Here is a 20567-nt window from a genome sequence, read left to right as displayed (position 1 = left end):
TACTTTCTAAAGAAGAGGGTGGTCGTCATACACCATTCCTTAACGGTTACCGTCCACAATTCTATTTCCGTACAACTGACGTAACTGGCGCAATCCAATTACAAGAAGGCGTGGAAATGGTTATGCCTGGTGACAACGTAGAAATGTCAGTAGAACTAATTCACCCAATCGCAATGGACCCAGGTCTACGTTTTGCGATTCGTGAAGGTGGTCGTACAGTTGGTGCTGGTGTTGTTGCGAAAGTAACTGCATAAGTATTGATTGTGTGAAAAAAGCGCTCCTTTGGGGCGCTTTTTTTATTGCCTTAAAATTATAAACGTAATCATTGTCTAACAATTTATTCTAAAGCTGTCCTTAGGTGATATTTCTCTGACCTGATCTGCCCTTATTCTCTCAATTTAAACTCGTATGATGAATCAAGAGTGGTAATAAAAAGAAGATTAGGAGTAATAGGCATGAATGCTAAAGTAAATATTTCAAATCGTGCGGGTGCAAGTTTTCCTGTTCGTCGTATGGATTTTGAGTTTGGTGAAGTGGCACGTTATTGGGCAGGGGATGATGCGGGACTGACCCATTTTATGACTGCATTATCTGCTTTGTTTCCTGAAGGTGAACAGTTTTTTGTTGATAGTACACGTGCAGTACGTAAAAATCCAAAACTCAGTGATCCTGATTTACAAAGGGAAATTAGTGCCTTTATTGGTCAAGAGGCTATGCATTCTAAAGAGCATTTGGCTTTTAACTCTTCTGCCCAAGCATATGGTTATGATGTGAGAACCATGGAAAATCAGACCGCAAAAGTCATTAAAACAGGCACAAAAGTCGTTGCTCAATTACTAAAACCATTTGGATTTAGCAAGGAAATGATTGATTTAACAGGGACTTGTGCTTTAGAACATTTTACCGCAGTCATTGCCTCCGAATTGTTACAAAATAAAGATGTTCAGGCCATCTTTAATAATAAAACGATGTATCAGTTGTGGATGTGGCATGCAATTGAAGAAAATGAACATAAAGCGGTTGTGTTTGATGTTTATACAGCAATGTATGGGCGTGGTCTGAAAGCATACGGAATGCGTGCAACAGCAATGATTCTTGCTATGACGCTCATTTTTATAACGCAATCTTATTTTACCGCTCAATTAATGAAAACTGACCGAAAATTGACATTGAAAGACAGTAAATATATGTTGAAATTTATGTATGGTCGTAAAGGTTTTATTACTCGCCAAATTCCTGAGCTGTTAGATTTCTTCCGCCCTAATTTCCATCCAAATGATAGCAATACAGATCAGTTATTGGCAGACTGGAAGCTAAAATTGGGATTCTGATTCGCGTTCTTATATTTAAAAGGGCAAACAAAATTGCCCTTTTTTGTATTTGTGTTGTGAGCTGATGCTTTATAATATAAATGACTGAATTAAAAAGTTGTTTCTACACATGATACGTTCAATGCACATCTCTGATCTCGCGGCAGTCACCGCAATTGAACAACTGGTTCAAACCCATCCTTGGAAGGAACAACAATTTAAAGAATCGATAGATTCTTATCAAAGTACTGTGATTGAACAGCAAGGGAACGTGGTTGGTTTTTGTATCTTACAACCCGTGCTAGATGAAGCAAATCTTTTGTTGATGGCTATTCATCCGAGTCAACAAGGCAAAGGATTGGGTTATCAATTACTTGAAGCTTCGATTGCGCAATTGAAAAATGATCCGCTGCAAATTTTTTTAGAAGTGCGAGAAAGTAATCAAGCGGCGATCGCGCTGTATGAGAAATCAGGTTTTCATCAAATCGATTTACGTAAAAATTATTATCCCGCCCCTAATGGTACGCGTGAGCATGCCATTATTATGGTCAAATCATGCAGTGATGATTTTTCACAACTGTTTAAATAATAAAGAAATGGTTATTTAATAATTGGGTTATTCCATCCAGAGGGCAATGTTGTCATGAGTGAGTTTCCCAATTGTTGAATTTCTTCTGGATTTAGCATGCGATTTAAACGTCGCCATTGCCCATCAATCAATAATTCTAAAGGCACATATTGCGATTTATAATTCATTTTATCGGAATGAGGAACCCAATAGCCTAAATAGACATAGGGTAATTTTAAGGCTTTGGCATATTCAATTTGTTTAAGTACGGCAAAGACACCTAAAGAGCGACGATTTTCATTTGGATCAAAAAAAGTATAAACCGCAGAAATACCATCATCTAGAGTGTCGCAGCTAGATACACTAATTAATTGATCATCTTTCCAAAATTCTAGAAAAAAACTCTCTGTGCAGCTATGCACTAAAAATTTTTCAAATTGATCTAGACTGGGTGGAAACATATCGCCATCTGCATGGCGTTCATTAATATAGCGTTCATATAAGTTGTAATGAATTTCGGAGGCATCGGCAGCACGTGTGATTTTAACCGTGAGGTCTTGGTTGCGCTTCCATGCCTTTTTTTGCGAACTATTCATTTGAAATTCAGTTACAGGTACACGACAAGATAAGCATTGTCGACATAAGTGGCATTCAGGACGATAGACAAAATCACCACTGCGACGAAAGCCAGTACGTGATAATTCAGACAGAGTGACTACGTCAATCCGATGTGCAGGATCTAAAAAAACCATCCGTGCAGACTTATTTTCTAAGTAGCTACAGCTGTGGGGTGGGGTAATATAATACTGTAAATCATTTAATCGGGACTTTGGGTGATACGAATTCATAGCAAGATCCCTCTATTATTGTCATTCAATTAATCGTGCTTGCTGCACTATTGTTTTACTTGAAAATACACCTTCTTGATATCTTTTCCAATCGATAGGGGGTTGTTTAACAACATCTTGTAACGAATTAAGGTACGCTTGGCGAGAAAGTGTACAAGCGCCCAAGCTTAAAAGGTGATCATTAACCAATTGGCAGTCAATCCAAGGCAGGTGATTTTCCTGACCAATGCGCATTAACGTATAAAAAGCCATTTTTGAAACATCGGTTTGGGTGCTAAACATGGATTCGCCAAAACAGCCATGTCCAATGGTGACTCCATATAAACCGCCAACGATTCTATTTTCATCCCATACTTCAATACTATAGCCATAACCAGCATCAAATAATTGGCAATAACCGTCAATAATCTCTTCAGAGATCCAAGTATCTTCAGAATAGCTGCGTGGCAGTGAACAGGAGCGAACTACATGTTCAAAAGCATGGTTGATCGTAATTTTGTAATCAAACTTTTTCATATTACGTATTAAAGACTTACTTGGGCGATAAGCAGCAGGACGAATAATGCAACGTGGTTCAGGACTCCACCAGCAAATAGGTTCATCTTCAGAAAACCACGGGAACAAACCATGCGTATAGGCTTCAAATAAGGTCGCAGGGGAGAGGTCGGCACCTATGCAAATCAGTCCCTGTCCATCGGGATCAGACTCAATCGGGTCTGGAAAAATGAATTCTGATGGTGCTAAGGTATGCATAAAATTTAGCCTGAGTAAAAATTAAGGTGCGGTAAAACTGGTTGTGGTTTTTATCATATAAAAAAACCGCCCAGAGAGGACGGTTTTTGTTGCATTGAATTGATTTATTTCAATCAGTCAGCTAAAGCATCGAGATATTTTTCTGCATCCAATGCAGCCATACAACCTGAACCTGCTGAAGTAATGGCTTGACGATAAACGCTGTCTGCGATGTCACCTGCTGCAAATACCCCAGCAACAGAAGCTGCGGTTGCATTACCCGATGTACCACTTTGCACTTGAATATAACCATCACGCAAGTTCAATTGACCTTCAAACATGCTGCTGTTTGGTTTGTGACCAATGGCTACAAATAAGCCTTGAACATCTATATCTTGGGTCGTGTTATCTGCGGTTGACTGCAAACGAACTGCGGTTACGCCCGTTTTATCACCCAAAACTTCATCGACTTGGTTATTCCAAAGAATGCTGATTTTGCCTTCTTTTACTTTTTCAAATAAATGATCTTGTAAGATTTTTTCTGAACGTAAAGAGTCACGGCGGTGAACGAGCGTCACGTGCGCTGCAATATTGGATAGATAGAGCGCTTCTTCAACCGCAGTATTACCACCACCGACAACCATAACTTTTTGGTTTTTATAGAAGAAACCATCACAGGTTGCACATGCGCTTACACCTTGACCCATGAATTTAGTTTCAGATTCCAAACCCAAATATTGCGCTGTAGCACCTGTTGCAATAATCAGTGCATCACAGGTGAATTCTTCCATATCACCCTTTAGAACGAATGGACGAACGCTTAAATCAACTTCGTTGATGTGGTCGTACACAATCTCTGTACCAAAGCGTTCGGCATGTGCTTGCATACGTTCCATGAGTGCTGGACCTGTTAAACCTTCTGGGTCGCCTGGCCAGTTGTCAACTTCAGTTGTAGTGGTTAATTGCCCACCCAGCTGTATGCCTGCAATCAGCGTTGGCTTTAAGTTGGCACGTGCAGCATAAACTGCTGCGCTATAACCCGCAGGGCCTGAACCTAGAATAATCAAACGTGAGTGACGAGCGCTCATTCGTGGCATCCTTTTTTTATTTAGAAATTTGTGGAATTATACGTGAAACTCGATAGCAGTTGTGGACGTTCAATGTCGATATTATTGATCATTGAAATCGATTTGAGCTATATACAAGAAGAGCGCGGTACTAGATACTTAATTCATAAGATTTGTTAACAACAGCCTCTACATAATATTGCATCTTTTTTCTTGGAACAGGTGCATAATATCGAGTTTAATTGTGAAACTATTTTGTCTTAGTTTCTTACAAAAACATGAATGAAAAATTGGTTACAGGACAGTATATGACTGCGGTGTCGAGTGTTTATGCACAGCGCTTAATAATGACATTATTTTTAGTCTCATTTGGAATTTATTTATTCCTAGCAACAGTGACTTACACGCCTTTTGATCCGGGCTGGATGCATATTTCCAGTGATACTCAACAGGTGTCAAATGCCAGTGGTGTCGCAGGCGCATGGATAGCAGATTTATTGTTTGGTTTTTTAGGTTGGGCAAGCTTACTTATTCCCATCTTTTTATTCGTTGAAGCCATTCAAGTCTGGTGGCCCTATAGTTTTTTAAATAAACCATTTCGCTATGCAGCGCAATTTTTTATTTTATTGGCAACATCGAGTTTATTGTATTTGTATTGGCAAGTTCCTGCCGATACTTTGGATAATTCATCGGGCGGGATTATTGGTTATGAATTGGGTGAAAGTCTTTCACAGATTTTAACCATTTATGGTGCAACCATTTTTCTGGTGGTCTTTTGGTTTGTGCTTTTTACTCTCGCATTTGGGGTGAAGTGGAATAAAACATGGGCGACACTTAAGGCAACGCCTGCGTATTTACAAGATTTATTTTATAAAAATGTGCCTGAAACGGAATCTGCATTTGATCGTACAACCCCTGAAGTGAAAAAATCAGTGGCAAGTACTCCAGCAAAAGTTACCGAAAATATCACAGCTGTGCCAGAACATGGCGACGTGAAAATCGTATCCTCTATGGTGCGAGATCAGGCTGCGGAGCGCTTGTTTGATGATATGGTTGAAAAAGAACAGCATGCTCAGCAACAGCTTATTATTGATGATGAAGAAGATGAAGAAGAATTCAACCAAGTTTTAGAAAAAGCCCATCGTTTAGAACAAAAGACTCAACGTGTTGTACAGACGGGTGAAGTTTGGCGTGCATTAAATTCAGATGAAAACCAAACGCATAAACAAGATATTGATGCGTTGTTAAAAGCAGCAGCAGAAGAATCTGAACTGCATACACCGAATGAACATTTTAAAGCGGTTGTACATGATGAGCCTGCATCAACTGTCGCATCTGATACTAAGCAAAATTTAGATTGGGATGATGATGAAATCTTTGATGAATTGCTTGCAGCAGTGCCAAGTGGAAAAACGGCAACAGATGTTCACACACCTTTTAATTCTATAGAGGTTGAATCTGCACCATCAATTACCACAGAAAAGATTGTACTGGCATCATCGACAATCGCAGCTTCGCCTTTAGTGCATACAACACCTAAAAATACTGCATTAGACGATGAATTTGACGAACTAGATGATTTGTTGGTTGATGATTTATTAATTGAGGATAAAGAGCCAGCCGCTCCAGTACGTACAAGCAGTAGTTATGCCCAGTCATCCGCATTTGTACGTGCAGAAATTAATACTCAACCACCACAACCGATTATTTCAGAAGATGAAAAAGCATTAATTTCCTCCAATAAAGATGTGTTTCGTGAAGTTTGGCAGGAGACAGCGGGTAAACCTGTAGATATTGTGGCATCGGATGAAGATGATTTTGACTTAGATGCACCTTTGACCGATTCAATGGGGCGACCAATGTCGCTTTCCATGCAAGTGGCACAAAGACGTCGCGATTTACCGACCTTGCCAGGTTTAGAGTTGCTTGATTCTGTTGATCCGAATAAAAAAGTCAATTTTACTGCCGAACAATTGGCGCGTTTATCTGAGCTTTTAGAGATTAAACTGCAAGAGTTTAATGTCAAAGCCAAAGTCATAGAAGCACAGCCGGGCCCAGTGGTGACTCGGTTTGAGCTGGATTTAGCGCCGGGTGTTAAAGCATCCAAAGTCACCAATATTTCTCGTGACCTTGCACGTTCAATGTCGATGGCATCTGTACGTGTGGTTGAAGTCATTCCGGGCAAACCGTATATCGGGATTGAAGTGCCGAATAGCACACGTGAAATGGTGCGTCTAATCGAATTATTGACCATTCCTGCTTTTACCGATCCCAATAGCATTCTTTCGATGGCAATGGGGAAAGATATTTCGGGTAATCCAGTCATTGCTGACTTAGGTAAAGCGCCGCATATGCTGGTCGCAGGTACAACAGGTTCAGGTAAATCAGTGGCAGTGAACTCGATGATTTTATCGATGTTGTTGAAATATACGCCGAATGAGTTGCGTTTAATTTTGATTGACCCGAAACAGTTAGAGCTTGCCAACTATAACGATATTCCACATTTGCTCACCCCTGTGGTTACGGACATGAAAGATGCCGTCAATGCCTTGAATTGGTGTGTCAATGAAATGGAACGTCGCTATAAGCTGATGTCTTATTTGAAAATTCGTAAACTTGCAGATTACAATCGTAAGGTTGAAGAAGCAATTGCCAATGGTGAAGATCTCATTGATCCAACGTGGAAAGCCAGTGACTCGGTTGTAGGAGAGCGTGCGCCACGTTTAACGCCTTTACCTTCAATCGTGATTGTGGCCGATGAGTTTGCCGACATGATTATGCAGGTAGGTAAAAAGGCTGAAGAGATGATTACTCGTTTGGCACAAAAATCTCGTGCTGCGGGGATTCACTTATTGCTTGCCACACAGCGTCCATCGGTGGATGTGATTACCGGTTTGATTAAAGCCAATATTCCAACCCGTGTGGCGTTACGCGTAAATAGTAAAATTGACTCGCGTACCATTTTGGATGCGGGTGGTGCAGAAGACCTGCTCGGTCATGGTGATATGCTGTTTCTTGGGCCGGGTAAAATTGAGCCTGAGCGTGTGCATGGGGCATTTATTTCAGATGATGAAGTGAACAACATCTGTGATGCATGGCGTGAACGTGCTGCTCCAAACTATGTCGATGAAATTTTGACCCCTTACGATGAAGAACCCACTTCACGTGGTTTTGAAGATGGTGATGGCGGTTCGGAACGTGATGCTTTATATGATCAATGCGTATCCTTTGTTTTAGAAACGCGTAAGGCTTCAACTTCATCGTTACAACGTAAGTTTAGTCTCGGCTATAACCGTGCCGCACGTATCATTGACCAAATGGAAGAAAATGGCATCGTCAGCGGCATGGGTGCAAATGGTAAACGTGATATTTTAGTTTAATAGCACGCCCTATGATTAAGGCGCCACAATAGGCAAAGGTCTATTGTGGCGTTTCTAAAATAAATAAAGCCATTAAAATCAAAATCCAAAAAATAATCCCAAATGCAATCAAGAATTTTTGCGGCAGACTGAATTTTTTCATTTGGACTGTATGAAGCCCTTGCGAGTTCAATTTTGCATAATTCAGCGCCTGAAATGCTGGAATGAGAAAAACAAAATTGAATACTGAAATGAGCCAGTAAGGATCAGGCAGACTTGATAGCAAGGATGACAGGATAAATCCTATGCACATCATGAGCGATGAATTTTTTTGTGAATAGCCTTGCCTTTCAGCATACGTTTGAATTTTATTAAAGAGCGAATAGATAAAGAAATAAGCGAGTATTGTCCGCATGGCAGGCATGATATTTAATTCATCTTTCTGCCTAAAAAATCGCCAAGCTTCAAAGATCCACCAAATGGGGTAGAGGCCAAAAGAAATAATAGATAAGAAAATGAACCATTTTAGGCTCATGATTTTTTGTTCTTCGATGCCAATATTCAGTATTTGGACTTCAGTTTCTGTGTTTTCTAGATTTTGCATGATCATTATTATTTGGGGTTTATTTTTTAATACTTAGATTAGTATTTGAAGTGCAACACCATTTACTTTTAAATCAATAACTTTAGCTAGATGACGTTACCCCAAAATACAAATTAGTGATCAATGCCCTTATGATATTTATTGCTTAAAATAGAACATTTCTTGCGCTAATTGAATAAATGCTTTCGTTGCGGGGCTGATGGATTTCTCATCTTTAACTGCAAGCCCAATTTGGCGCTGAGTGTTTGGAATAAGGGGACGTTTCACTACATTCGGATGTAACCGTAGTAGTTCGGAGCTCATCGACATATCTGCAACAATGGCAATGCCTTCCTGCAAATTGACCATATTTAAAATGGTCAATAATTGGGACAATTGATATTGAATTTTTGGCTGAACATGATATTGGTGTAACAACTGCTCTACATGGGTTTGACTGCCTGCCTTGGTCATAATAAAAGGATAGTCTTGCAAATCTTGAATATTTAAAGCGATTTTTTCTGAGACAGGATAGCTTTTGGGGATGAGCGCGATAAAAATATCTTGCAGTAAGGGGTAAGTTATTAAATGGGGGCGAGGCAATACTGCAAATCCAACATCAATTTGTCGTTCTTGAATCCACTGGGATACTTCAAGGTCGGTGCCTTCCTCAATAAATATTTCAATATGAGGATAGCGTATTCGGTAAGCTTTGAGTAATTCAGGCAGTAAATGAATGGATGCCGATGCACCAAAGGAGCCAATTCGCAAGGTTCCTTGCTGAATACCATGCGAGGCTTTTATTTGTTGTTGCATCATTTGTGCAGTATTTAACACCTCTTTGGCATGTAGCAGTAATTGCTGACCAATTTGAGTTAGTTCTATTTGATTTTGCTCACGAATCATTAAACGAACGGCCCAGTGCTTTTCTAAAGATTTTAAAGCATGTGAAACAGCCGATTGGGTAATGTTTAGATGTTGAGCGGCTAAAGTAAAACTTTGATATTGAGCCACTAAAACAAAAATTTCTAGTTGTGTGAAAGTCATTTTGATATGAGTGTTTACTCATTTTGTTATGAATATAAATGAGTATTATATTGTGCACTTAGACAAAGTGAAAGTGCATATTATGTGTAAATGGATGTATTCGTGAATATTATCATCGCTCTATTTCCCTTGGTGGCCCTAATTGCAATGGGGTATATTTTTAAACGAACTCAGTTTTTAAGCGATGAATTTTGGCGCGGTGCTGAAAAACTCAATTATTTGATTCTGTTTCCCGTATTACTTTTTAATAATCTTGCTTATGTGAAGTTTGAATGGCTAACGCTGACTCAAGTGTTATTGGCACTCGTGATCATTATTCTCAGTAGTAGTTTGATTTTATGGATAGCGAGGGCATTTTTTCATATTCCAGTAGCGCGTTTTGGCGTGTATGTACAAAGCCAGATTCGCTTTAATACTTATATTGGCTTATCCATTATGTCGTTGTTGTTCGGCGCTCAAGGCATGCAAATGTTCGCCATGATGATTGCTTTGGCGATTCCGTTGGTGAATGTAATTTCGGTGTTGGCTTTTTCACAAGGACAGGGGTTAAAACCGAGGCAAATTTTATTTTCTGTGATGAAAAATCCATTAATTTTAGGCTGTGTGGTGGGTATTATTTTTAACTTACTACAACTGTCTTTATTTTCTGGCGTGGAGCAATTGCTTAAATTTTTAGCCAGTATGAGTTTACCTTTGGGCTTGATTTCTGTTGGTGCTGCTTTACAGTTTGCTCAGCTTAAACATGATTATATACGACTATTATTGAATACCTTGGGGCGTTTAATCGTGGTGCCATGTTTGGCTTATTTAATTTGTTCTATGCTGAATTTAAATGATTTTGAAACGATTATTTTGGTGGTGTTCTGTTCTTTGCCCACGGCATCTGCGGCTTATATTTTAACGCGCTATTTTAATGGAGATAGTCAACTTATGGCGGGGGTGATTAGTTTGCAAACCTTATGCTTTGCATTTACTTTTCCTGTGTTGATGATCTTGCTGACTTAATGTGATGCTTAAATTACAGCATAAAAAAAGCCCATCTATTTTAATAAAATAGATGGGCTTTTTTTATTTCCGAAATATGCTTTTAAAAATTATGCAAATTTTGCAAGAACTTCTAAAAATTCATCCCGTTGACGAGGATATTCCGCAATCACATCATGAATGCGTTGGCCTTCAGGATTGGTAGCATTGACATCACGGCCATCAGCCACGAATTGAGTTAATAAGCGCTCGTAGTCATTTGGACGCATATGTTTGAATGCGTGGTAGAGCACGTGAAAATCACCATTCACGCTTGCAGGAGGAAGCTGAGTTAAATAGGCAAATACACGCTCGTCTGACCATTCTTCGTTGAACGTTGCTGGCTGAGATAATGCCATCGCAATCTCCTTGGTATGAATAAAATAAAAAGGCAAAATATGCGGCAGATTGAGGAAAGTAGCACTTTCTTCTGCCAACTCGAAGCATAGCTTCTTGTCTTGCGGCTGGGCAAATCCTTAAAGCAGTGCTTTAAGTTTGCTAATCCAGTCCACTCGAAGCCTAGCTTCTCATCTTGCGACTGGGCAAAGTAATACTTTGCTAATCCAGCCTCATATTTTGCCTTGATTCAATTTGCTTGACTAATCAGAATTCAGATTATCGCTCTTCAGGCAAATTGATATTCATTTCTAACATTTCGATATTGGCTTCAGAACGAACAGACATTTGAATATGTTGTTCATCTACACCGCGAACATAACGATTGACCACCTGCATGATTTCTTTCTTCATTTGGTCAATTTTATCTTGGCTTAAGCGTTTACCTAAACCTTGTTCAGAGGCAACAATTACTTTTAAGCGATCTTTAGCAGTTTGTGCGCTTGAAGGTTTATCATCGTTGCTGAATAATTTACTCCAGAATCCTGCCATTTTTTACGCTCCAAATAATCGTGCTAACCAACCTTTAGGTTTTACCGTAATATGACGGTAAGGACGTTCTTCTCCCAAAAAGCGCGCCACAAGATCATCATAAGACTGACCCGCTGTTTCTTCAGTGAAAAGAATCACGGGTTTACCTTCGTTAGACGCTTGTAATACGCTTTTGCATTCAGGAATGACACCCAAAGTTGGTACGCGTAAAATATCTTTAGAAATATCGTCAATGGTTAACATTTCTTGTTTATCAGCACGTTCTGGATTGAATCGTGTAATACACAAATGCTTACGGATACGCCCTTCGTTTTGTTCCACTTTTTTGGTTTTGCTATCTAGCATACCAATAATTCGGTCAGAGTCACGGACTGAAGAAATTTCAGGGTTCGTCACAATGATGGCTTCATCAGCATGATACATCGCCAGAATTGCACCGCGTTCAATGCCCGCTGGTGAATCACAAATGATGTAGTCAAACTCTTGTGAAAGTTCATCCATCACACGTGCAACACCTTCATCGGTCAAGGCATCTTTATCACGGGTTTGTGATGCAGGCAAGATGTATAAATTTTCAATATCTTTATCGCGAATAAGGGCTTGTTGAAGTCGAGCTTCATTATTTAATACATTCACAAAATCATAAACAACGCGACGTTCACAACCCATAATTAAGTCAAGGTTACGTAAACCCACGTCAAAATCGATCACAACAGTTTTGTGACCACGAAGGGCTAAACCTGTTGCAAAAGATGCACTAGTCGTAGTTTTACCTACACCACCTTTGCCTGATGTTACGACAACAATTTTCGCCACCGAATCCACTCCTGTTATGGTTCAAATCCCCTTTTTGATATGGGGCTTCTGGTGTTTATTTATACATTAAAATTCTAGAACTTCAAATACAAGCTCTTGCTGGTCATTCAGGTAAATATGTACAGATTTTTTTAAGACATGCTGTGGAATGTCGTCTGCTACACAATATGTGCCTGCAATAGAGACCAATTCTGCTTCTAGGGAGTGGCAGAAAATGCGTGCTGCATGGTTCCCGCCTGCGCCGGCAATGACTCTACCACGGACGCTACCATAAATATGTATATTTCCTGAAGCAATTACTTCAGAACCACTATTAATCCCTGCATTAAGAATGATATCGCCATGATCTTGTACCAGACATTGACCTGTGCGTAAAATTTCATCGTGATAAGAAGTCACATGGTTAACGACACGAGATGGTTTTGGCTCTTCTTTTGCAGGCGTGGCTGCTTGCTCATCAGAATATTCAGGTTTGACCTCAGCCACTTGCTCTTTCGTGGCTTTAATACGCTGCAAGGATTTATTGTCTGCGGGTAGAACAGGGAATTGAATCGCATGTGCTTCATCGGTCAGTAGGCCATCAATCACGCCCATAGGTTGTAAATCGAGGCTGATCAACAATTGAATAAGCGCAATCAGTTCTTGTTCTACTGTACTGTCAATAATGACCAGAGTGCCGTGAGAGGCAGTCTCTTGAAGCATTTGAGTCAATTGCTGGCGGATTGCATGGTGATCATTGGTGTCAAAAGTTAATCGGGTAAAATTAACCATTCTGCCTGTAATCCGTATATCAGCCATAATTATTCCTTAAGACTTCTGACTCATTCATTTTATGTCGAAGTAATGTTGTAAATAGAGCAAATCCTAGAACAAATTGAATGTTTTCTCTAGCTGTGTTTTTAATATTTTTATCTCATGATCATTCTTTAACTTGATCTTGTTGTTGCATCTGGATCAGCCACTGTTTGACTTTAACTTGTTTACGGATTGCCGCCAGACTTTCAAAAACTGCGGACTCGACCAGTTTTTCCAAATGTGGATTATCTTCAATTTCCAGTGTGCTGATTTTGTCCGCAATATATTGATAAATATTGGGTTCACTTTTCTGGTCATTTTCTTTTTGAGCAACATTGGGCGTGAAAGGATCAATCAAGCCCTGCGTGATATTTTCCCCCAAACGTTGTCCAATGCTTTGAATTTGCTGTTCAATGCGACTACCGACCAAAGGAATGAGGCGAAGCAGTTGAGTGAGTTCAGGTGTGTCTTCAATCGCTTGGTTGACAATATGACCGACATTTTTAGCAATCACATGACGTTGAGCCTGTAATTCCGTGCTCAGGGCGTCCTGCAAAATATCGGCAAGGGCAGTGGCAAATAGCACACGATGATGTTCGACCAAATCATGAATGATGACTTTATGACTTGAGCTGGTTTGTAGTTCGTGTTTAATGCCATCGAGTACATTAATGACAATTCGATCGGAAAGCTCTTCCATAATTACACTGTAATAAAATTGCCCTTTGATTTGCAGTGACTTGGGTATGATTTTATAACCCATTTCATGTAAACGGTAAGCAATAATGCCAGCACGGAATAAACGTAAAAAGCGCAGATACGGAATAATGGCGAGAACTTCATACCAATGAATGAAAGGAAAGAAAAACCAGCGCTGATGATGGCGTTGCACAATGGCAAGGCCCCAACGAATCAGTAATTCGGCAATCAAAAATACGATAAACCAAGCTTCTGTGCTGATCACCCAAGGGTGTAAATGCGTACGATAAAAGTTCAGTACATCAATTAAATGAATGCTTTGGAAAAACCAGATGCCAATATTGCTCATCAAGAACAGATTGGCACATAAGCAGAACAGATTGAAAATAATAATAAACACCATAAAGATGTCGTAAATCAGAAATAGTTTGAAGGACAGACTATTTGGATCTAGATGGTGATATTTAGACTTAGTTTTCATATTGTTCTGCATCATAGATTAAGGCTTTGTCAATTTAGGCTTGAGTGGTTTGATATTGCTGTTTCATACGTTCAATCAGTTGATCTTTTTCAGCCCATAATTCATCGACCCAGTGTTGAAAGCGTTCACGGTATGCAGCATCATCTTCATAATTACCGGCTAATACCCAAGTTGGAATGTTAATTTTACGCAGATTGACTGCAATACGATTGACATCGCCTAACCAGAAATCACCATAACCGGGTGCGCCATCAGGATAAACAATGGTCATATCAACCAAAGCATCAATTTTGTCACCCAAAATATTTAAAGCTAAAGCTAAGCCGCCTGCTTTGGCTTTAAGTAGATGTTTATACGGGGATTGCTGCTTGGCATGTTTTTCTGGGGTAAAGCGCGTACCTTCTAAATAATTCAGTAGGGTAAAAGGTTGACTGAGTAATTGTTCACAGGCTTTGCGTGATTCTTCCAGATCGCGCGTTTTAAGTTCAGGATTGGCTGCAATCTGTTCTTTGGAGTGACGTTTCATCATTGGAAAGCCTAAAATTTTAAAGGCGGGTCCAATGAAAGGAATAAAGATCAGTTCCCACTTCGTAAAGAAACGTGTCAGAGGCATACGCGTTAAGCCAAAATATTGATTGACTGTCGTATCGACCCAACTTTGATGATTACAGGTCATCAGGTAACGCCCTTGCATACTCAGCTCTAAATCATCATCAATGCTAATGTCCCATTTCAAATGGGGTAACACATGATCAATTAGCCAATTGTTGACACTTAACCAACTGTTGGTAATTTGAATATTGGTTTCATCAACTTTACGCGATTTTTTGACGAATTTTGTTAAGCCGAGTGCAAGAACAGGCGGGCCATGAAAAAAGGTACTTCCTGTAATGACCGACCCAACAGTTAGTCCTCGAGATATTTTTTTTAATAGAGGTTGTTTCTTAATTTGCGATGACATATAAAACAGTCCTAAAATAAAGTCGCTTAATCTTTTTTCATCTTTTAATATAATTGTAGAATTTGAAATAAAAAAGTCTATTCATGCAACTATGAAGAAATTGTGATTAAGTAACCTGCTACACTCACATAAAATATTACAAAATGTAACTAATGATTGTGTTATTTACAAAAAATCAATGGTATGCCTATTTTTTTTAATTCATGATTCCACCATACAACAAAACACAAGAAGGAGGCATGCGATGCGTGCACTAGTTATTTCAGCTGTAGTTGGGGCCTTGGCACTTTCGGGTTGTCAAAATATGGAATATGACAAAGCTGCCATTGGTACTGGTATTGGTGCTTTATTGGGTGCAGGACTTGCATATTCTAATGCCGACAAAGATAAAATGGGTCAAGCAGCAGCGATTGGTGCAGTTGTGGGCGGTGGTGCGGGTTTACTTCTTGATAAGAAAGAAAAACGTCTTCGTCAAGAGTTGGCTGGTACTGGTGTTGATGTAGGCCGTAATCCAGATGGTTCAATTAATCTTGTTATGCCAAGCGTAACATTTGCGACCAATTCGTCTACAATTCAAGCACAGTTCCAATCTGCTTTAAATGACGTTGCTAAAGTTCTTCGTGAAGATGGTACTTCAAGCAAACTGGCTTTGGTTATTCATGGTCATACAGACAATACGGGTAGTGATGCAATCAATAATCCATTGTCTCAAAACCGTGCTAACTCTGTGAAAAACTACTTAGCTTCACAAGGTATTTCAAGTTCACGTATGACTGCACGTGGTTATGGTTCATCTTCTCCAATTGCTGATAACTCAACAGCTGCTGGTCGTGAACAAAACCGTCGCGTAGAAATTTCTGTTTACGAAACTAAATAAGTTTCGTTTACTCATAAAAACCACCTTCGGGTGGTTTTTTTATGAATGTCAAATTTGTATTTCAGGTTATGCAAGTGTGATTCAGATGACTATAATCTAGCTCGAATCAAAACGAGGAAATACTATGTCGTCGGCAAGTCAACTCAATGACAAGCAACTTGAAGCCATGAAATATACTCAAGGACCCTTGTTAGTACTTGCGGGGGCAGGTTCAGGTAAAACGTCCGTGATTACACGAAAGGTCGCGCATTTGGTTCAGAACTGCGGTATTCCTGCGCATCGTATTACGGCCATGACCTTTACCAATAAAGCTGCACGTGAAATGAAAGAACGTGTCGGAAAGTTATTGTCTCGTGAAGAAGCAAAAGGTCTTTCAGTTTCGACTTTCCATACTTTTGGTTTGAATTTACTGCGTTTAGAACTTAAACATACGCCGTTAAAAAATAATTTTTCCATTTTAGATGCCGATGATTGTAAGCGCATTTTGATGGACTTAATGCACCGCGATAATTTATCTGGGGCAGAAAGCAAAGAGTTGATTGCTAAGGCAATGAAAATGATTTCGGATTGGAAAAATGATTTGATTCCACCCGAACAAGCACATACCACGTGTGAAACAGCAGACGATGTAAAATTTGCGCATTTGTATCAACTGTATGAGCGTAATTTACGTGCTTATAATGCGGTAGATTTCGATGATTTGATTGTCATGCCAACCCGTTTATTACAAGACAATGCCGAAGTGCGCGACAAATGGCAAAACCGTGTGCGTTATCTACTGGTCGATGAATATCAAGATACCAATACGGCCCAGTATATTTTGGTGAAATTGCTGGTCGGTGTGATGGGACAATTCACTGCCGTAGGCGATGATGACCAATCGATTTATGCGTGGCGTGGTGCTAAGCCTGAAAATATGGCGCTGTTAAAAGACGATTTTCCGAATTTAAAAGTGGTTAAGCTTGAGCAAAATTATCGTTCAACCAGTCGTATTCTTAAAGCGGCCAATACGGTTATTGGTAATAATCCGCATCTTTTTGATAAAAAATTATGGTCAGATAAGGGGCATGGTGATGTGATTCGCGTGATTACCTGTCGTAATGACGATGATGAAGCGGAACGTGTGGTCAAAGATCTGATTACCCATAAACTGATGAATGGTAAAAATTGGAAAGATTATGCGATTTTATATCGGGGTAATTTCCAAGCACGGGTTTTAGAAACCCAGCTACGTCAAATGCAAATTCCGTATAAATTGTCAGGTGGTCAGTCGTTCTTTGGTCGTGCCGAAATTAAAGACATCATGAGTTATTTGCGCATTATCATTAATCCAGAAGATGACAGTGCATTTTTACGGATTATCAATACACCAAAACGTGCGATTGGCCCTGTGACTTTAGAAAAGTTAGGATTATTTGCACAAGAAAATCATTTGTCATTGTTAACGGCAGCCGGTGATCAGCGCTTGACGATGGTGATGCCTAAAAAGGCGACTACTCAACTTGCTGAGTTTGCCGATTTTATTGGTAATTTTACCCGTAACTTAACTGAAGATGATGAACCTGTTCCGATCATCCGTCAGATGATGCATGAAGCAGGCTATATCGATTACATCAAAGAGCAAGCCGCAACACCTGCGCAAGAGAAAACCAAACTGGATAACATTGAAGTGCTCTATAGCAGTATTCAAAGTTTGATTAATCGCGCTGAAGATGTCGATGAAAAAAACATTGAAAGTGTGATTCGTAAGATGGTGTTGCTGGATATGCTGGAGCAACAACAAGAAGAAGAAGATACCGATAAGGTCAATCTATTGACGCTACATGCAGCGAAAGGGCTTGAGTTTCCTTATGTGTACATGATTGGTTTGGAAGAAGAACTGTTACCGCATAAGAATTCGATTGCCGCAGAAACGGTTGAAGAAGAACGCCGTTTAATGTACGTGGGGATTACGCGTGCACGACAAGGCTTAACCATGACGCTGGCAGAGCAGCGTAAAAATGGTGGTCAAATGAAGCAAATGACACCCAGTCGTTTCCTTGATGAGTTACCCCAAGATGATTTGGACTGGCTAGGTCGTAAGAAAAAATTGGCAGGCAATATTGATCCCAAATTGCAAGCACAGCATTATCTCGAAAATTTACGTGCGCTGATTAAGCGTTAATTTACTCTTTAAACCATGCAATTAGGAAAGAACAGATGAAAGTTCAAGTGAAAGTACTCGATACACGTTTAGGTAATGAATGGCCTATGCCAACCTATGCGACTTCGGGTTCAGCAGGTTTAGACTTGCGTGCTTGTGTAGATGAAGCGACTGTCATTGAACCTGGTCAAACGGTATTGGTTAAAACAGGTTTAGCGATTTATATTGAAGATACTCACTTTGCAGGCTTGATTTTACCGCGTTCAGGTTTAGGTCATAAACATGGGATTGTTTTAGGTAATTTGGTGGGCTTAATTGACTCAGATTACCAAGGTGAGTTGATGGTATCGGTTTGGAATCGCAGTCAAACAGCATTTACTTTAGAACCAGGTGAGCGTTTGGCTCAATATGTTCTTGTTCCTGTAGTCCATGCTGAATTTGAACAAGTGCAAGAGTTTGCTGCAACGGAACGTGGTGCTGGTGGTTTTGGTCACACGGGTCAAGGCTAAAAATTAGATTTACTTTAAAAATGAATGACCTGATAAATAAATAACCCGATTATTTTTTTATCAGGTTCGAGGCTTGATGTACTTTGATTTAAAATAAATTTAATAATAAAAATCACTGTAAGCAGGGATTTAAAATATTGTCATTCATGGTATTAATTGTGTAGTTTTTTATCTGATTGTAAATCATTATTTTGATTTAAAAGGATATTTATTTTTTGATTTGAAAATAAAAACAAATGATTTATTTTTCAAGTAAATATAACTTTTTAAAGTTTTATAAATATTTTTACCATTGATAAAAAGCATGGAATGCTTTTAAAATGTTGCTCTTCTCATTTTAAATGATTTACTGCTTGTGAACTTTGACCTAAATAAAGCATTCCATATTTTATTTATTTTATGGGCTACGGTAAGTAGAAGAAATAATTATGAATTTTAAAAATAAAAAATTTCCATCACAAATTTTTCGTGCCTATGATATTCGTGGAAATATCTCTCTTTTGACCCCAGAACTTGTGAAAGCGATTGCTTATGGGTTGGTTGCTCAATATCAGCAAGCAGGACAGACTCAACTTGCAATTGGTTATGATGCACGTTTAACCAGTCCTGAGTATGCAGAAATAATCAGACAGGTGTGTGAAGAAAATCAAATTCAGGCAACCATTTTAGGCTGTTGTTCGACACCATTATTATATTTTATTGCCCGTCAATTTGATGGTAATGGAATTATGCTGACTGCAAGTCATAACCCAAAAGGGGACAATGGGATTAAATGGATTATTCAGCATGAACCACCAAGTCCAGACATGATCCAACACGTTGCGATCAGTGCGACTCATGTTTTTGATCCAGCGCAAAAAGTAACCATCAAGCCTATGCAACATGAAATTGTTGTTCAATATTGTCTCGAGTATCAACATGCGCTATTGCAAGATATTCAGTTAAAACGTCCGTTTAAAGTGGTATTGGATGGATTAAATGGTTCGGCTGGGCGTTGTGCAGCTTTAGTGTTAAAAAAAATGGGCTGTGATGTCATCGAAATCCGTTGTAACGCGGATGGTCATTTTCCAGATCATGCACCAGATCCATCCCAAGAAAAGCATTTGGTTGAATTAAGAAAAACGGTGCTTGAGCAACAGGCAGATATTGGGATTGCACTCGATGGTGATGGCGACCGTTTGGTTTTGATTGATGAATGTGGAACCATTATTTCAGCAGATCGCTTACTGTCTTTATTTGCTGAAATATGTTTAAAAACCCATCCAGGGCACGAGGTTGTCTTTGATGTGAAATGTTCGACGATGGTGAAAAACACGGTTTGTCGCTTGGGTGGACAGGCAAAAATGATTCGTACGGGGAGTTCTTTTTTAAGAACTTACATCGCGCAGTCCAAAGGTCGTGCCATTTTTGGAGGAGAATACTCGGGTCATTATGTGTTTAATGACGGACGCGGTTTTGGCTATGATGATGGCTTATATGCAGGTTTACGTGTGCTTGAATATTTGAGTCAACAGCCTGATTTAACCTTATCAAAGGCATTAAAAATTTATCCTGAACGCTATTGTACCGAAGATACTTATATTAGTACCCATAGTGAAATACCTGCTGCTGTATTGCATGATGTTGAGCTTAAAAGTCATGATTTTGGCGCACAATTAAGTAAAATTGATGGTATACGACTTGATTTTGAAGATGGTTTTGGCATTATTCGAGCATCGAATACTGGTGAATATTTTACAGTACGCTTTGATGCAGACAATCCTGTAAGATTAAGCGCGATTCGAGATACATTTGTTTCCATGTTAAGTGACCGATATCCAAAAATCGCACAAGACATTTTAGATGCTCAATAAGGAGAGGC

The 20567-nt window shown here is 39.4% G+C and carries 19 protein-coding genes and 1 pseudogene; 9 read left to right on the top strand and 11 right to left on the bottom strand.

What is annotated here, in order from left to right:
- The 3 genes and pseudogenes from B9T30_RS10220 to rimI form a co-directional block, all read left to right on the top strand.
- A pseudogene (locus tag B9T30_RS10220) lies at positions 1-254 on the top strand (elongation factor Tu); the annotation flags it as partial.
- 201 nt (positions 255-455) lie between these two features.
- Positions 456-1331 (top strand): metal-dependent hydrolase, encoded by an 876-nt coding sequence (locus B9T30_RS10215; protein ID WP_086184874.1) that lies wholly within the window; start codon positions 456-458, stop codon positions 1329-1331.
- 109 nt (positions 1332-1440) lie between these two features.
- Positions 1441-1899, top strand: a complete 459-nt coding sequence (gene rimI, locus B9T30_RS10210) for a ribosomal protein S18-alanine N-acetyltransferase (protein ID WP_086184873.1) — start codon at positions 1441-1443, stop codon at positions 1897-1899.
- An 11-nt stretch (positions 1900-1910) separates the two neighbouring features.
- Here the strand turns inward: rimI and B9T30_RS10205 are convergent, their stop codons facing one another.
- The 3 genes from B9T30_RS10205 to trxB all read right to left on the bottom strand — a co-directional run bounded on the left by B9T30_RS10205 (position 1911) and on the right by trxB (position 4546).
- Positions 1911-2726 (bottom strand): arginyltransferase, encoded by an 816-nt coding sequence (locus B9T30_RS10205; protein ID WP_086184872.1) that lies wholly within the window; start codon positions 2724-2726, stop codon positions 1911-1913.
- Between the two features lie 21 nt (positions 2727-2747).
- The gene (gene aat, locus B9T30_RS10200) at positions 2748-3479 is read right to left on the bottom strand and encodes a leucyl/phenylalanyl-tRNA--protein transferase (protein WP_086184871.1); all 732 of its coding nucleotides are present in this window, start codon (positions 3477-3479) and stop codon (positions 2748-2750) included.
- Positions 3480-3592: 113 nt separating this feature from the next.
- Positions 3593-4546: a thioredoxin-disulfide reductase gene (trxB, locus tag B9T30_RS10195; protein WP_086184870.1), complete on the bottom strand. Its 954-nt coding sequence runs from the start codon at positions 4544-4546 to the stop codon at positions 3593-3595.
- Between the two features lie 287 nt (positions 4547-4833).
- On the opposite strand from trxB, the gene B9T30_RS10190 reads away from it, so the two are divergent.
- Complete coding sequence (locus tag B9T30_RS10190; protein WP_086184886.1) at positions 4834-7905, top strand: DNA translocase FtsK; 3072 nt, start codon at positions 4834-4836, stop codon at positions 7903-7905.
- Positions 7906-7945: 40 nt separating this feature from the next.
- Here the strand turns inward: B9T30_RS10190 and B9T30_RS10185 are convergent, their stop codons facing one another.
- A complete protein-coding gene (locus B9T30_RS10185; RefSeq protein ID WP_227518964.1) occupies positions 7946-8488 on the bottom strand; it encodes a hypothetical protein in 543 nt (180 codons plus the stop codon).
- A gap of 138 nt (positions 8489-8626) precedes the next feature.
- A complete protein-coding gene (locus B9T30_RS10180) occupies positions 8627-9514 on the bottom strand; it encodes a LysR family transcriptional regulator (RefSeq protein WP_086184868.1) in 888 nt (295 codons plus the stop codon).
- A gap of 90 nt (positions 9515-9604) precedes the next feature.
- Here B9T30_RS10180 and B9T30_RS10175 point away from each other — a divergent pair, with 90 nt between their 5' ends.
- A complete protein-coding gene (locus B9T30_RS10175; protein WP_086184867.1) occupies positions 9605-10519 on the top strand; it encodes an AEC family transporter in 915 nt (304 codons plus the stop codon).
- 89 nt (positions 10520-10608) lie between these two features.
- Here B9T30_RS10175 and B9T30_RS10170 read toward each other — a convergent pair whose 3' ends face one another.
- The 6 genes from B9T30_RS10170 to B9T30_RS10145 all read right to left on the bottom strand — a co-directional run bounded on the left by B9T30_RS10170 (position 10609) and on the right by B9T30_RS10145 (position 15177).
- Positions 10609-10896 (bottom strand): PA4642 family protein, encoded by a 288-nt coding sequence (locus B9T30_RS10170; protein WP_086184866.1) that lies wholly within the window; start codon positions 10894-10896, stop codon positions 10609-10611.
- Positions 10897-11152: 256 nt separating this feature from the next.
- Positions 11153-11425: a cell division topological specificity factor MinE gene (gene minE, locus B9T30_RS10165; RefSeq protein WP_004648029.1), complete on the bottom strand. Its 273-nt coding sequence runs from the start codon at positions 11423-11425 to the stop codon at positions 11153-11155.
- A gap of 3 nt (positions 11426-11428) precedes the next feature.
- Positions 11429-12241 carry a septum site-determining protein MinD gene (gene minD / locus B9T30_RS10160; RefSeq protein ID WP_004648030.1) on the bottom strand — a complete coding sequence of 271 codons (813 nt, stop codon included), beginning with the start codon at positions 12239-12241 and terminating at the stop codon, positions 11429-11431.
- A gap of 66 nt (positions 12242-12307) precedes the next feature.
- Entirely contained in the window at positions 12308-13039 is a 732-nt protein-coding gene (gene minC / locus B9T30_RS10155) for a septum site-determining protein MinC (protein WP_086184865.1), read from the bottom strand.
- 121 nt (positions 13040-13160) lie between these two features.
- Complete coding sequence (locus B9T30_RS10150) at positions 13161-14231, bottom strand: preprotein translocase subunit SecA (protein WP_413772567.1); 1071 nt, start codon at positions 14229-14231, stop codon at positions 13161-13163.
- 19 nt (positions 14232-14250) lie between these two features.
- On the bottom strand, positions 14251-15177 hold the full coding sequence (locus tag B9T30_RS10145; protein WP_086184864.1) for an acyltransferase: 927 nt from the start codon (positions 15175-15177) through the stop codon (positions 14251-14253).
- 244 nt (positions 15178-15421) lie between these two features.
- On the opposite strand from B9T30_RS10145, the gene B9T30_RS10140 reads away from it, so the two are divergent.
- The 4 genes from B9T30_RS10140 to B9T30_RS10125 all read left to right on the top strand — a co-directional run bounded on the left by B9T30_RS10140 (position 15422) and on the right by B9T30_RS10125 (position 20559).
- The gene (locus B9T30_RS10140; RefSeq protein ID WP_086184863.1) at positions 15422-16054 is read left to right on the top strand and encodes an OmpA family protein; all 633 of its coding nucleotides are present in this window, start codon (positions 15422-15424) and stop codon (positions 16052-16054) included.
- A 124-nt stretch (positions 16055-16178) separates the two neighbouring features.
- Positions 16179-18218 (top strand): UvrD-helicase domain-containing protein, encoded by a 2040-nt coding sequence (locus B9T30_RS10135; RefSeq protein WP_086184862.1) that lies wholly within the window; start codon positions 16179-16181, stop codon positions 18216-18218.
- Between the two features lie 35 nt (positions 18219-18253).
- On the top strand, positions 18254-18706 hold the full coding sequence (dut, locus tag B9T30_RS10130; RefSeq protein ID WP_086184861.1) for a dUTP diphosphatase: 453 nt from the start codon (positions 18254-18256) through the stop codon (positions 18704-18706).
- A 428-nt stretch (positions 18707-19134) separates the two neighbouring features.
- Complete coding sequence (locus tag B9T30_RS10125; RefSeq protein ID WP_086184860.1) at positions 19135-20559, top strand: phosphomannomutase/phosphoglucomutase; 1425 nt, start codon at positions 19135-19137, stop codon at positions 20557-20559.
- The last annotated feature ends 8 nt before the right edge of the window (positions 20560-20567 follow it).

Origin of the sequence: Acinetobacter sp. ANC 4973 (assembly GCF_002135275.1) — a bacterium.
Classification (GTDB): Bacteria; Pseudomonadota; Gammaproteobacteria; order Pseudomonadales; family Moraxellaceae; genus Acinetobacter; species Acinetobacter kyonggiensis.
This window is presented reverse-complemented; position numbering and strand designations above follow the sequence as displayed.